Source organism: Pseudomonas sp., from assembly GCF_040514055.1.
Taxonomy (GTDB): domain Bacteria; phylum Pseudomonadota; class Gammaproteobacteria; order Pseudomonadales; family Pseudomonadaceae; genus Aquipseudomonas.
Genome location: NZ_JBEVDL010000052.1, coordinates 1 through 12,152 on the forward strand (window position 1 = coordinate 1; position 12,152 = coordinate 12,152).

Here is a 12,152-nt window from a genome sequence, read left to right on the forward strand (position 1 = left end):
GCCAGCGCTTCGTCCTTGTAGGCCTGGGAATGGCGGGTTCGGGGTTGTTTCATCGGGCTTGGAGTTCTTGCCATGGTTCACCTCGTTGCAGTTTATCGCTTAACGGGGTGTCCACTGAAACTGGGTAAGATCAAACCGCTAGTCTGAATTCCATTGAGCTCAGTGTCATGGCGGGCGCTATGACGTCAATCACTTCGACTTACTCATCCACCGCAGTGCCGTTTTCGGCCCGTTCCTGGATCGCGGCCAGCGCGCTGTCTCCTGCCCAACGCACCTGGTAGTTGGAATGCTCGCTGCATTGGCGGGCCAGCGCCGTGAGGGCAGGGTCGGGACGATCCCTGATCGCGCTCGCGACCGACTCGGCAAAAAAATAGTAGGGATGATTGACCAGGCGCGCCAGCAAGTCCAAATCGGTCAGCGCCAGTGCCGGGATCAGCGTGTCGGCGATCTTAAAGTGCTCTTCGGTGTCCTCGTCGAGCATGGCGTGAATAAACTGGCGCAGCCCGGCCTGATCTTCCAGTACGGGGTAGGGATGCACATGCAGATCGGTCAGCCAGCACTCCTCCTTTTTAGCCTGCTCGACGGCTTCCAGAAACGCTGGCAGGTCGGCAAAGGCGATATAGGCACTGTCGTCGTGCTGCCAGTACAGGATGCTGCCGCTCAGCGGTGCCTGTGTCAGATAGACGTGGTGATTGCTGGTATTACCGTCGTCGAGCACGATGCCGCCGAGCATGGCGATAATCGGCTCATCGAGTATCGCCAGGGTCAGTTCGGCCGACTGCTCGCGGGTCAGCAGATTGAGCTCAAGGTCATGCCGGTCGACGTTGGCCGGATCGACCGGCTGGCGGAAATAGGCCTCGAGCTCCGCGCTGGGCGTCGCCACGGCGGTGGGTGCCGAGCCAGGTTTCAAGGTCGATCCAAAGGGGTAGGTCATTTCAGCTCCTTCGCGTGGTGCGCGTTGCTAGGTTCAGGCGGTTCAGACCGCACCGCAAACCTCTGCATCCGGTACGGCGCGCATCTTTTCTTCTGTTCTGCCGCAACCCAGCCGGCCATGATCAATCCGTGAGCGCGTCACCTTGAACCGGATCCCGGGTTCCAGACACTGTTGGCCATCGAGGCCCTGGCATCACGAGGCGCCGGTATTCAACATTGCGCAAAAGGGCGGCAACAGGTCCCTGGGTGACGATGGAATTCAAAAGCAAGTCTCGGGGTGTCCAGGGCCCTGGCACTGCTTAGAATCGGCTTATCGACTCTCTGGAGAAGCGCCATGTCCAGCCATACCCCGATCTCGTCCCGTCCCGCCCGCGACGACCCGCGCTGGGCGGCCGTGGTCGCGCGCGATGCCCAGGCGGATGGGCAGTTCTATTACGCGGTCAAAACCACCGGTGTCTACTGTAGGCCCTCCTGCGGGTCGCGCACGCCCAGACCGGAGAATGTCAGCTTCCATCCCAGCACCGACGCCGCCGAACAGGCGGGCTTTCGCGCCTGCCAGCGATGCAAGCCGGAGCAACCACCCTTGGCCGAACGCCATGTCGCGTTAATCGCCCAGCTGTGCCGGCAGATCGAAGCGGCCGACGTACCGCCCTCACTGGAGACCCTGGCCCACAGCGCGTCCATGAGTCCCTCGCACCTGCACCGCTTGTTCAAGACGGTGACCGGGGTGACCCCCAAGGCCTACGCCACGGCCCATCGCGCCAGCAAGGTGCGCCAGGAACTGGCACGCAGCGGCAGTGTAACGGAGGCGATCTACCAGGCCGGTTACAACGCCAATAGCCGTTTCTACGAAGAGGCTACGAGCCTGTTGGGCATGACGCCCAAGCGTTACCGGGAGGGTGGGGTCGATACGCTGATTCGCTTCGCGGTCGGTGAATGTTCCCTTGGGGCCATCCTGGTTGCGGCCAGCGCGCGCGGCGTGTGCGCCATCCTGATGGGCGACGAGGCCGACAGCCTGGTGCGCGACCTTGAACGGCGTTTTCCCAAGGCGGAGCTGATGGGCGGCGACTCGTCGTTCGAGCATTGGGTGGCCATGGTGGTCGGCTTGGTGGAGGCGCCGCAACTGGGCCTCGCCCTGCCGCTGGATATCCGTGGGACGGCTTTTCAACAACGGGTCTGGCAGGCCCTGCGGGAGATTCCGGCGGGCACCACGGTGAGTTATTCGGAGCTGGCGCAACGTATCGGCTTGCCAAGGGCCGTGCGGGCCGTGGCCCAGGCCTGCGGCGCCAACGCCCTGGCAATCGCCATTCCCTGCCATCGGGTGGTGCGACACGATGGGGCTTTGTCCGGTTATCGGTGGGGCATCGAGCGCAAGCGTGTCTTGCTCGAGCGGGAGGCCCAGGGATGAAAGGCGGCAGCGAGCAGGGCAGTGTTGGGGCAGAGGACAGGGTGGGCTGGACCCGCCGGATTGATCAGCTCGACTGGCCGGGTATCGGCAGGGCGCTGGATGCCGGCGGTTACGCGGTGGTGCCGGCGTTAATCTCGGCCCAGGCGTGCGCCAGCATCGCCGCCTGGTACCCGGATGACAGCCGGTTCCGCAGTCGTATCGTTATGCAGCGCCACGGATTCGGGCAGGGGGAATACAAGTATTTCGACTATCCGTTGCCCGACCTGGTCGACTGTCTGCGTACCCGGCTGTACCCGCATCTGGTACCGATCGCCCAGCGCTGGTGTACCTCGATGGCCATGCCGGTGCGGTTTCCCGTCGAGCACCCAGCGTTCCTGGCCCGCTGTCACGAGGCTGGGCAGCTGCGGCAGACCTCGCTGTTGGTGCGTTATGGGCCGGGCGACTACAACTGCCTGCACCAGGACCTGTACGGCGACCAGGTCTTTCCGTTGCAGGCGGTGCTGTTGCTGGCCGAGCCCGGCCGCGACTTCAGTGGCGGTGAGTTGGTACTGACGGAACAGCGACCGCGCATGCAGTCGCGGGTGGAAGTGGTGCCACTCAACCAGGGCGACCTGGTGATCTTCGCCAGCCAGTACCGTCCGGTGGCGGGTGTCCGCGGCACCTACCGGGTCAATCTGCGCCACGGGGTATCCCGGGTTCGCTCGGGCCAGCGGCATAGCCTGGGCATCATTTTTCATGACGCCAGCTGATGGCTACTTCCATGACCGGTCTGCTGTCCTGCAGCATCGCGCTGCCCGGCGGCTTTCGCGCCGAGGATATGCTGGCGTTCCACCGGCGCGACCCACAGCAGGTGGCGGAACGGGTCACCGCGGCTTCGTTGTGCAAGGGGCTGCTTTGGCAGGGCATGCCGGCCTGCCTGACGCTGGCTTTCCAGGCGGGGCAGGCGCAGGCGCAACTGCGGATCGACGGCTTGGCCTCCAGCGCTTGCCCGGCCCGCTTCGAAGCGATGGTGCGCCATATGCTCGGCGTGACCCAGGCGGTGGAGGCCTTTGAGCAGCGCCACCGCGACCATCCGCTGCTGGGTCCGCTTATCGCCCGCCAACCAGGCCTGCGGGTGCCGGTGGCGGCCACGGTGTTCGAGGCCCTGACCTGGGCCGTGACCGGGCAGCAGATCAGCGTCGCCGTGGCGCTTTCCTTGCGGCGCAAATTGATCATCGCCGCGGACGTGCGTCACTCCGATGGGCTGCTGTGTTATCCGGATCCAGGCCGGCTCGCCGGGTTGAGCGTCGAGGTCCTGCGTCAGGCGGGTTTTTCCGCCAGCAAAGCCTCGACCTTGCTGACCCTCGCCGGGTTGGTGGCCGAAGAGCGTCTGCCGCTCGAGGCCTGGCGCCAGACGTTACCGGTCGAGCTGATTCGCGAAGAGTTGCTGCGCGTACGCGGCATTGGCCCCTGGACGGTCGACTACAGCCTGTTGCGCGGTTTCGGCTGGCTGGATGGCTCGCTGCATGGCGATGCGGCGGTCCGGCGGGCGCTGCAGCGGCTCTTGGGTACGCCGGACGCCATCAGCGAACAGCAGGCGAAAACCTGGCTGGCGGAATTTTCGCCCTGGCGAGCGCTGGTCGCCGCGCATTTGTGGGCCGACGCGTCGAGTACGGCTTACTGAGCGATATGGTCTTGGCCACGCTCTAGCGCCGCCCGCTCACGCGCTCGAGCGTGCGGGTGGCGTTACAGGCGCAGGGCCGGGCCAGCACCCGCCCGGCGTCCCTTGCGTTCTGCGCAGGGTAAGCCTGCTGGCCGCGTGGCAAGGGCTGGGCGCCACGCGACGGTGGGGTACTGCTGGCGGCGGCCGAGAACAGCCGTGCGAACTCCGCCCGCGCCTGATCCGTGCGGGCCATGGCTTCCGCCAGTTGATGGATCGACTGCCGCGCCTTCTGTAATGCGTTCATTGGGGGTGACCTCGACGTGAGCGGATACAGGCCGGCCTGGGGCCGTCCTCACTCGGAAGAGCGTCGCTGACACGTCCGGCCATCCGGCCAGGTCATTGAGCGTGCTCAGGCGGTGCGCCGCGTTATTTTGCGGCGGTGCGCCAAATTAACCATCGATAGGGTTTGTAGGTCAATACCGATGGTTTATTTAATTTTCACGACGTGCAGTTCGTAATCACTGGGGTGTCAGGGTGATTGGTCCGTGCCGCTCTGACTGGAAGGCCCTAGAGGCTTTGCGCGTTCCACGCCAGCAGCACCTTGGCGTGAATGACAATCTCCGCCAGCGGAACCCGCCGGTCCTTGTGCTTGGGGTTATCGGAGATCAGCTCGTAGTGATCGGCGTCGTGGCGCTGCAGACGTTTGATATAGAGCAGGTCGTGCCACGTCAGCAGGTACACCCCGTCGCCGACAAACTCGGTGATGCCACGGTCAAGGATCAGTGGGTCCTTGTCATTGATCGTGCCCTGCATGCCCTGGCCCCAGGCAGTGAGCAGCGCCAGATTGGCCGCGGCGGAGTACTGCACGCCCTTGTCGCGCAGCAGGGCCTTGTGGATGACCAGGCTGCTGATCGCCTGGCTCTCGCCGGGCGGCAGCTGGCCATGGCCCTTGGCATCGCGCAGCTCGTAGTGCGCAATCAGCAGCTCGCCTTCCGTTACCGGCGGCCCCGCGGCCTCGGCGCGGACCACGTAGCGGTAGGGAGCAAGGCCCTCGGCGACCGCCACCGCGATTTCGTTCTGCGCGCTCTCGTTCAGCAGCTTGCCGGCATGCTTGCGCAACAAGGCCAGTATGTCCTGCACGGTATTGGCGTCGCCGGCAGACAGATGCGGGCTGTCGGCTGTTACCTGCGGCGCCTCGCCGCCAAACGCGGTACGGGCCAGGCCCTCGATCTCGTCGGCCAGGCGCGGGCTGAAGCGCCTGACCGGCTCCTGCAGCATGCGCGACAGCACCGCCGCGAACTGCGCATTCAAGGGGTTTATCCCTTTAAAATAAAGGTTGACCGCCGCCGGGCTTATATTGGCTGCATCGGCGATTTTCTTCTGGCTGAGCTTCAGCCCGTGCTTTTTCGCCAGGAACAATCCATGGGCGGCTTGGCATTCGGCCAGGCGATCGGGGGGCAGGATTCGTTTCTTTGTCATCGAGCAAATCTATAACCATCGGTTAAAAGATAGAAGAAACCGTTGGTATTGATATGCCATTAACTGATGGTTTAGATCTGGATGTTCAGGGGCATTGCTGGCTTTCCGGGCAGTGGGCGAAACCGCAGGCGGCGCTGGTTTCGCCCCTAACCGCTGCCCAGGTCAGTCTGCACGGTCGGTCAGGCAGGCGACCAGGTCGGCGGCGAACCGGGACAGGGCTGCCCGGTTTCGAATGCAGACCTTCAGGTCGCGCTGTGCCCAAGGCTCGTCGAGTTCGACGATGGCCAGGGGTGCCCGTAAGCTCCCGCCGGCGACCGCGCTGCGGGGCACCAAGCCCAAGCCGACGCCCGCGCTGACCATGCGGCAGACCGCCTCGAAGCTGCGAACCTGGATCCGTACCTCCAGATGCCGGCCCAGGGCCGCCGCCGCGTTCATCGTAAAGGTATGGATGGCCGAGCCGGAATGCAGCATCACAAAGGGGTAATCCAGCACCTCGCTGAACAGCGCGCTGGGGTGGCGGGTAATCGGGTGATCGGTTGGCGCAATCAGCACCAGCCGGTCGGCGCGGTAGGGGATCAATTCCACTTCGGCGCCCTCGATCGATTCGGCCACCACCCCTACGTCCACTTCGCCGCGGGCCACGGCCATGACCACTTCAGGGCTGGTGTGCTCTTCCAGGGAGATGCTGACCTGCGGAAAGCGTTTCAGAAACGCCGAGAGATGGTCCGGCAAAAAGGTATGGGTGGCGTGGGTGTTGGCCCACAGGCTGACATGACCGCGCACGCCCTGGGCGTAGGGCGTCAGGTCGGCGTGCATCTGCTCGAGCTGGGCGAACACTTGGCGGGCGTGGCGCAACAGGGCATCGCCGGCACGGGTCAACTGGACCCCGCGAGCTTCGCGGACCAGCAGCGCCGTGCCAATCGACGCCTCCAGCCCGCGCATGCGATGGCTGGCCGAGGAGGGCGCCAGGTGTACGCGCTCGGCGCCACGGGTGAGGTTTCGTGCTTCGGCGATGGCGACAAAGAGTCTTAAGTCGATCAGGTCGTAATGCATAGACTTGGTTGAATCCGAACGTATATATGGGTAAAGGCCACTGTTAATCGGATCTTACACCGCTGATCATTCGCCTCACGACAACTCTGCGAGATCACGCCTGCCATGCCCTGGAACACCTGGTCGACCGAACGTATGGGCATCGCGCTGGCGGTGCTGGCCGCCTTCGGTTTTTCCTTCAAGGCGATTTTCGTCAAGCTGGCCTATGCCGCTGCGCCAGTGGATGCGGTCACGCTGCTGACTCTGCGCATGGGTTTTGCCTTGCCGTTGGTGCTGGGGGTGGCCCTGTGGCTGGGGCGCACCGCACCGCCCTTGGGGCGCAAGGACTGGGGCCTGCTGATCGTGCTGGGCCTGCTCGGCTATTACGGCGCGAGCATCCTCGACTTCGTCGGGTTGCAGTACATCTCCGCGGGCCTGGAGCGCTTGATCCTGTTCACTTATCCGACCCTGACCGTGCTGATCGGCGTGCTGTTTATGGGCAAGCACCTGGACCGACGGCAAGTCGGCGCCTTGTTGCTGTCCTATGCCGGCATCGGCCTGGCATTCGCCCATGACCTGCAGGTGGCGGGCGATGTGCAGGCTGTGTGGATCGGTGCGGCCTTTGTGTTGGGTTCAGCCCTGGCCTATGCGCTGTACAGCGCCGGTGCCGAGATCGCCATTCACCGTCTAGGCACACTGCGTTTTGCCGCCTTGGCGATCCTGGTGTCCACTGCCGCCACGCTGTTGCATTTCGTTATCGCCCAGCCGATCGCCGCGTTGGTCCAGCCGATACCGGTGTACGTCCATGCGGCCGCGATGGCGCTGTTCTCCACGGTATTGCCGGTGTTCTGGCAATCCGCCGCCGTTCGCCAGATCGGTGCCGCCCGTACGGTGTTGATCGGCACCCTGGGCCCGATACTGACAATCTTCTTTGGCTGGCTGCTGCTCTCGGAGCCGCTGTCGTTGGCCCAGTTGAGTGGGGCCGGTTTGGTGCTGGCGGGAGTCCTGCTCGTCTCGCGGCGAACGCGGATGCCCATTGGCCAGGCGCCTGCCAGCAGGGTCGATCAGGGCGTCCCGCTGGCAGCCCCCGTTCGGCCCCACGGAGCGGGAGGGGAGGATAAGGACCTTGCGTAACGGTCGGCTGCCCAGCAAGGTAGCGCCCCTCCAGATTGTGACGGCGGCGCGGCGCTGGGCGTTCCAGTTCAGCGTGCCGGTTGGGCGGCGGCCGTAATGGCAGCCACCTGGGGCGCTACTGCGCGCTGTTGCCCAGCCTCAAACCTGGGGGCCTGCTTGGTCGCCATACGGCGTTACGCGTCGCTGATCTTATTGAGTGACCGCGACGCGCGGCCCCTGCCCCAACAGGCGCCGGCGCGTCCATGCGCATCCTGGCAACAGGCCCTGCAGCGATCCGCCGATTTCCAAGCCTGAACCTGAATTTCTCCTGGATTTGAACGCGTGAATAAACTTTCCGAAATGCATACGTTTGTCATGGTGGCCGACACCGGCAGTATTTCCGAAGCCGCTCGCCGCTTGGGTACAGCCAAGTCAATGGTTAGCCAGCGGCTCCAGCAGTTGGAAAAGCGCCTGGGCACTGTCTTGCTGGAGCGGGGCCGGCAAGCTCGCCTGACCGAGTCGGGTGAGGTGTTTTACCGCTGGTGCGTGCGCATCCTGGGGGACGTCGACGATGCTGAGAACGCCGTGTTGTCGGCGCAATCGAGCTTGCGTGGCAGCCTTCGACTGGCGGCACCGATGGCATTTGGTATTCGGTACCTGAACCCCATCCTGTCGTCCTTTGCCATGCGCTACCCTGACCTGCTGCTGGATCTCGAATTCGATGACCGTCGCGTCAACTTGCAGGAAGAGGGGTTTGACGCGGCGATCCGCATTGGTGAACTGCCGGACTCGTCGCTAGTCGCCAAAACCATTACCCCCAACCGCCATATCATCTGTGCCAGCCCCGGCTACCTGGCGGCCCACGGAGTACCGCACGTGCCGGAGGACCTGGCCCAGCATTTCGCCATGCTCTACGTGCACCGCGAGCCCCATGGTATGTGGACGTTGCCGATGAACGACGCACTGGAGTCGTTTCGGGTCCGATGCCGCATGCGAACCAACTGTGCCTATCAACTTATGGAGGCGGCCAAGGCCGGCATGGGGCTGGCGATTTTGCCCACCTTCCTGGCCGCGCCGGCCATTGTGGCCGGTGAGCTGCAAGAGGTACTGGCCCCCTATGCCCCTCGTGGCGGCACTATCTCCGCCGTCTATCGGCAGTCCCAAAGAGCCTCGCCCAAACTCTGCGCACTGATCGACTTCCTCAGCGAACAGATCGGCAACCCGCCGGTCTGGGAACAACGCCTGGCGGCTCATTCGCAATCGCCAGGTTGAGTCGTTCGAAAAAAACGAAACACCGATTCGTTTTTCGTCGGCTTATGCCGTTTCCAGCCCTGAATTAACCTTTTTCCCAACAGGCGCATTACCCAGCGCCTGACAGGAAGAAACGGATGAAGAACACCCTCGATAACCCTCCCCGGCGTGCGGTGCTGGCTGGCGGCGTCATGGCCGCGGCCACGCTCGCCGTGGGCGCTGGCCTGGCAAGCGCCCTGGAAGCTGCCGAAAAACCCGCCAAGGGTGCGGGTCACACCAGTCTCATCGACGTCATCATCGTCGGTGGCGGCTCCGCCGGCGCGGTACTGGCCCGGCGTTTGAGCGAGAACAACCAGCGTCAGGTCGTGCTACTTGAGGCGGGTCATAGTTATGGCCCGTCCAGTTACCCCATGCTGGTCGCCAGCAGCGACATCGTCGGGGCCAATGGCAATCCCGCGTTTGACTGGGGTTACAAGACCCTGCCGGGTTACATCGACCATCCCATCGGGGCGTTGCGCGGTAAGGTGCTGGGAGGCAGCTCGGCGATCAATGGCGCCGTGGCCATTCGCGCCCGGGCTACCGACTTCCAGCGTTGGGATCTGCCGGGCTGGAGTTATAACGAGCTGCTGCCGTCCTTCATAAAACTGGAAACCCACAGCGCCGGTCCCGGCCCGCTGCATGGCCATGCGGGGCCGCTGCCTGTGCAGCAGCTCAGCAGGACCGATGTCACCCCCATGCAGCGCGCCTTTATCGACGCGACCGTGGCCAATGGCTACAAGGTGGTCGCGGACTTTGACGGGGCTGACGTCAACGGTGTAGGGCCTTATCCGATGAATATCGTTGACGGTGTGCGGGTCAACACCGGCATGGCTTACTTGAGCGACGACGTGCGAGCCCGCAGCAACCTGCAGATCCGCGCCGACAGCCTGGTGGATAAAGTGCTGTTCGAGGGTAAGCGCGCGATTGGGGTGCAATTGGCCAACGGTGACCAGCTGTTCTGCGCTGAAGTCATCCTGTCGGCTGGTAGCTACGGCAGCGCCGCGATCCTGTTGCGTTCAGGCATTGGCCCTAAGGCGGATCTGGCTGATCTGCAGGTTCCACTGATTGCAGACCTGCCGGTGGGGCAGCACCTGATGGACCACCCGTTCTACTACAACGCCTATGCCGCCCACCCTGAGTTGATCGGCCGCCAGTCGCCGGCCATCGGGGCCAAGCTCTGGACCCACAGCAGCACGGCTGAGCAGGGGGATCTGGACCTGCATATCACGGCCACCCACCTGTTTCCCCATGAGCAGAGCCCGACCCAGGTGGGTTTCGTGCTCGCGGTCGCACTGACCCGCCCGCTGTCGCGCGGCAAGGTGACGTTGGCCAGCCGCGATCCGTTCGTCGCGCCGCTCATCGACCTGAATTTTCTGGCGGAGCAGCAGGATCGCCAGCGTTTGCTGGAGGGCATCCGCCTGTCTCGCAAAATCGGCGCAACGGCGCCGCTCGCCGGGCTGATCCATTCCGAGCTCAATCCGGGCCAGGTCGAGGCTACCGACGAGGCCTTGTTGGCCAGCGTCAAAGCCAGCCTCGATACCTATCACCACCCGACGTCGACCGCACCCATGGGCCGTCCGGGCGATGCGCGGGCGGTGCTCGACCTGCAGGCCCGGGTTCTCGGCGTGCAGGGCTTGCGCGTGGTGGACGCGTCGATCTTCCCCGACGTGCCGTCGGTAGCCACCAATATCACCGTGATCGCCGCGGCCGAGCATATCGCCCGTCATTACGCTTAATCCTCAGGACCCCGTTTTATATGAACAGCACTCTAGCGATGAACTGGATCGACGGCCGCTGGCTGGACTCCGGTGTTTACCACGATTCCATCGACCCCGCGACCTACAGGGTAATTGGTCGTTATGCCGAAGGGGGCTTAAACGAAGCGCAGCAAGGCATAGAAGCGGCACAACGGGCGTTTGCTGAAACCCCCTGGAAAGACGATCGCCCCTTGCGCGCCACCGTGCTGTTGGAGTTGGCGGACGCATTCGAGCACAACGCCGCCGAGTTGATCGACACCCTGGCACTGGAAAACGGCAAGATCAGACCCGAAGCCGAGTTCGAGGTCACCATGGTGCCCTCCAAACTGCGTTACTACGCGGCGCTGGCCCGTACCGAATACGGTCGTGCGGCCGAGCCCAAGCCGGGCAAGATTTCCCTGGTGATCCGTCAGGCCGTGGGCGTGGCGGGCATCATAGTGCCGTGGAATTCTCCGGTGGTTCTGATGATCCGTTCTCTGGCGCCGGCCCTGGCAGCCGGTTGCACCACCGTGATCAAGATGCCAGGGCAGACCGCCCAGACCAACTGCCTGGTCGCACGGATCCTCAGCGAGGCGCGGTCGTTACCCCAGGGCGTTATCAATCTGTTCAGTGAGCTGGGCGCCGCAGGTTCCAAGCATCTGGTGGAGTCCGCCCAGGTTCCGGTGATCAGTTTTACCGGCAGCACCGGCACCGGTCGGGCGATCTCCGCGGCGGGGGCGCAACACCTCAAGCGCTTTGGTCTGGAGCTGGGTGGGAAAACCCCCATGCTGGTGTTCAACGATGCCGACCTCGATGTGGTCGTACCGAAGTTGGAAAAAGCCCTGACGGTGTTCGCCGGTCAATTCTGCATGACGGGATCGCGGCTGCTGGTGCAACGCGACATTGCTACGGCGCTGACGCAGCGCTTGGCTGCACGCCTGGAGGCCGTGCGTGTGGGGCCGGCGGCGGATCCCGCCAGCGAGATGGGGCCGTTGATCGACAAACCCAACGTACAGCGGGTCAACCAGGTGGTGGAGGACGCCATCGCCGACGGCGCTCAGGTCATCGTGCGTGGCGGGCCGGTCACCGAAGGGCCCTTGGCCCAGGGTGCGTTCTATCGCCCGACCTTGCTGCGGGTCACCGACGCCAACCTGCCGATCGTCCAGCGCGAGACGTTCGGCCCGGTACTGACCCTGCAGGTATTCGACAGCGAAGCCGAGGCGATCGAGCTGGCCAACAACAGCGAGTTCGGCCTGGCGGCCGGCGTCTGGACGCGCGATGTCGACCGTGCGCTGCGCGTTGCCCGTGAACTGGCGGTTGGCACTGTGTGGGTCAACGACTGGGCGGTGGTCTACGACGAGTTTGAAGAGGGGGGGTGCAAACAGTCGGGCCAGGGTCGCCTCAACGGCGTAGCGGCCATGGATGACTTTGTCGAGTACAAGCATATCGCCCTCAATCCCGGCCTGCGCCACGCCTAAGTCCAGTCTGTTCGCCTGCGCGCCTTGGTGCGTGGGCGACC

11 protein-coding genes are annotated in these 12,152 nt (G+C 64.1%); 7 read left to right on the forward strand and 4 right to left on the reverse strand.

The annotated features are described in order from the left end of the window. Nucleotides 1-199: 199 nt before the first annotated feature. Nucleotides 200-934 (reverse strand): hypothetical protein, encoded by a 735-nt coding sequence (locus ABWY06_RS12260; RefSeq protein ID WP_353925846.1) that lies wholly within the window; start codon nucleotides 932-934, stop codon nucleotides 200-202. 333 nt (nucleotides 935-1,267) lie between these two features. Here ABWY06_RS12260 and ada point away from each other — a divergent pair, with 333 nt between their 5' ends. From ada to ABWY06_RS12275, 3 genes are read left to right on the forward strand one after another with little or no spacing between them, the layout of a single operon-like run. Further along, nucleotides 1,268-2,341, forward strand: coding sequence for a bifunctional DNA-binding transcriptional regulator/O6-methylguanine-DNA methyltransferase Ada (ada, locus tag ABWY06_RS12265; RefSeq protein WP_353925847.1), 1,074 nt, complete (start codon nucleotides 1,268-1,270; stop codon nucleotides 2,339-2,341). Beyond that, nucleotides 2,338-3,090 (forward strand): 2OG-Fe(II) oxygenase, encoded by a 753-nt coding sequence (locus ABWY06_RS12270; RefSeq protein WP_353925848.1) that lies wholly within the window; start codon nucleotides 2,338-2,340, stop codon nucleotides 3,088-3,090. Before ada ends, ABWY06_RS12270 begins: the two co-directional genes overlap by 4 nt. Further along, nucleotides 3,090-4,004 carry a DNA-3-methyladenine glycosylase family protein gene (locus tag ABWY06_RS12275; protein WP_353925849.1) on the forward strand — a complete coding sequence of 305 codons (915 nt, stop codon included), beginning with the start codon at nucleotides 3,090-3,092 and terminating at the stop codon, nucleotides 4,002-4,004. Before ABWY06_RS12270 ends, ABWY06_RS12275 begins: the two co-directional genes overlap by 1 nt. A gap of 22 nt (nucleotides 4,005-4,026) precedes the next feature. On the opposite strand, the gene ABWY06_RS12280 is transcribed toward ABWY06_RS12275, so the two are convergent. The 3 genes from ABWY06_RS12280 to ABWY06_RS12290 form a co-directional block, all read right to left on the reverse strand. Continuing rightward, a complete protein-coding gene (locus tag ABWY06_RS12280; RefSeq protein WP_353925850.1) occupies nucleotides 4,027-4,287 on the reverse strand; it encodes a hypothetical protein in 261 nt (86 codons plus the stop codon). A gap of 263 nt (nucleotides 4,288-4,550) precedes the next feature. Then, on the reverse strand, nucleotides 4,551-5,462 hold the full coding sequence (locus ABWY06_RS12285; protein WP_353925851.1) for a LexA family transcriptional regulator: 912 nt from the start codon (nucleotides 5,460-5,462) through the stop codon (nucleotides 4,551-4,553). Between the two features lie 162 nt (nucleotides 5,463-5,624). Then, nucleotides 5,625-6,515 (reverse strand): LysR family transcriptional regulator, encoded by an 891-nt coding sequence (locus tag ABWY06_RS12290; protein WP_353925852.1) that lies wholly within the window; start codon nucleotides 6,513-6,515, stop codon nucleotides 5,625-5,627. A gap of 105 nt (nucleotides 6,516-6,620) precedes the next feature. Here ABWY06_RS12290 and ABWY06_RS12295 point away from each other — a divergent pair, with 105 nt between their 5' ends. From ABWY06_RS12295 to ABWY06_RS12310, 4 genes are all read left to right on the forward strand, one after another. Further along, a complete protein-coding gene (locus ABWY06_RS12295; protein WP_353925853.1) occupies nucleotides 6,621-7,628 on the forward strand; it encodes a DMT family transporter in 1,008 nt (335 codons plus the stop codon). Nucleotides 7,629-7,949: 321 nt separating this feature from the next. Beyond that, nucleotides 7,950-8,879 (forward strand): LysR family transcriptional regulator, encoded by a 930-nt coding sequence (locus ABWY06_RS12300; protein WP_353925854.1) that lies wholly within the window; start codon nucleotides 7,950-7,952, stop codon nucleotides 8,877-8,879. Between the two features lie 116 nt (nucleotides 8,880-8,995). Next, nucleotides 8,996-10,633 (forward strand): GMC family oxidoreductase, encoded by a 1,638-nt coding sequence (locus tag ABWY06_RS12305; RefSeq protein WP_353925855.1) that lies wholly within the window; start codon nucleotides 8,996-8,998, stop codon nucleotides 10,631-10,633. A 20-nt stretch (nucleotides 10,634-10,653) separates the two neighbouring features. Continuing rightward, nucleotides 10,654-12,111, forward strand: coding sequence for an aldehyde dehydrogenase family protein (locus ABWY06_RS12310; RefSeq protein WP_353925856.1), 1,458 nt, complete (start codon nucleotides 10,654-10,656; stop codon nucleotides 12,109-12,111). Nucleotides 12,112-12,152 lie beyond the last annotated feature (41 nt).

Excerpts from the sequence above, each read along its gene's own strand:
- ABWY06_RS12260 (WP_353925846.1), bottom strand. The coding sequence starts at position 934 with ATGACCTACCCCTTTGGATCGACCTTGAAACCTGGCTCGGCACCCACC.
- ada (WP_353925847.1), top strand. The coding sequence starts at position 1,268 with ATGTCCAGCCATACCCCGATCTCGTCCCGTCCCGCCCGCGACGACCCG.
- ABWY06_RS12295 (WP_353925853.1), top strand. The coding sequence starts at position 6,621 with ATGCCCTGGAACACCTGGTCGACCGAACGTATGGGCATCGCGCTGGCG.
- ABWY06_RS12305 (WP_353925855.1), top strand. The coding sequence starts at position 8,996 with ATGAAGAACACCCTCGATAACCCTCCCCGGCGTGCGGTGCTGGCTGGC.
- ABWY06_RS12290 (WP_353925852.1), bottom strand. The coding sequence starts at position 6,515 with ATGCATTACGACCTGATCGACTTAAGACTCTTTGTCGCCATCGCCGAA.
- ABWY06_RS12270 (WP_353925848.1), top strand. The coding sequence starts at position 2,338 with ATGAAAGGCGGCAGCGAGCAGGGCAGTGTTGGGGCAGAGGACAGGGTG.
- ABWY06_RS12275 (WP_353925849.1), top strand. The coding sequence starts at position 3,090 with ATGGCTACTTCCATGACCGGTCTGCTGTCCTGCAGCATCGCGCTGCCC.
- ABWY06_RS12285 (WP_353925851.1), bottom strand. The coding sequence starts at position 5,462 with ATGACAAAGAAACGAATCCTGCCCCCCGATCGCCTGGCCGAATGCCAA.
- ABWY06_RS12310 (WP_353925856.1), top strand. The coding sequence starts at position 10,654 with ATGAACAGCACTCTAGCGATGAACTGGATCGACGGCCGCTGGCTGGAC.
- ABWY06_RS12280 (WP_353925850.1), bottom strand. The coding sequence starts at position 4,287 with ATGAACGCATTACAGAAGGCGCGGCAGTCGATCCATCAACTGGCGGAA.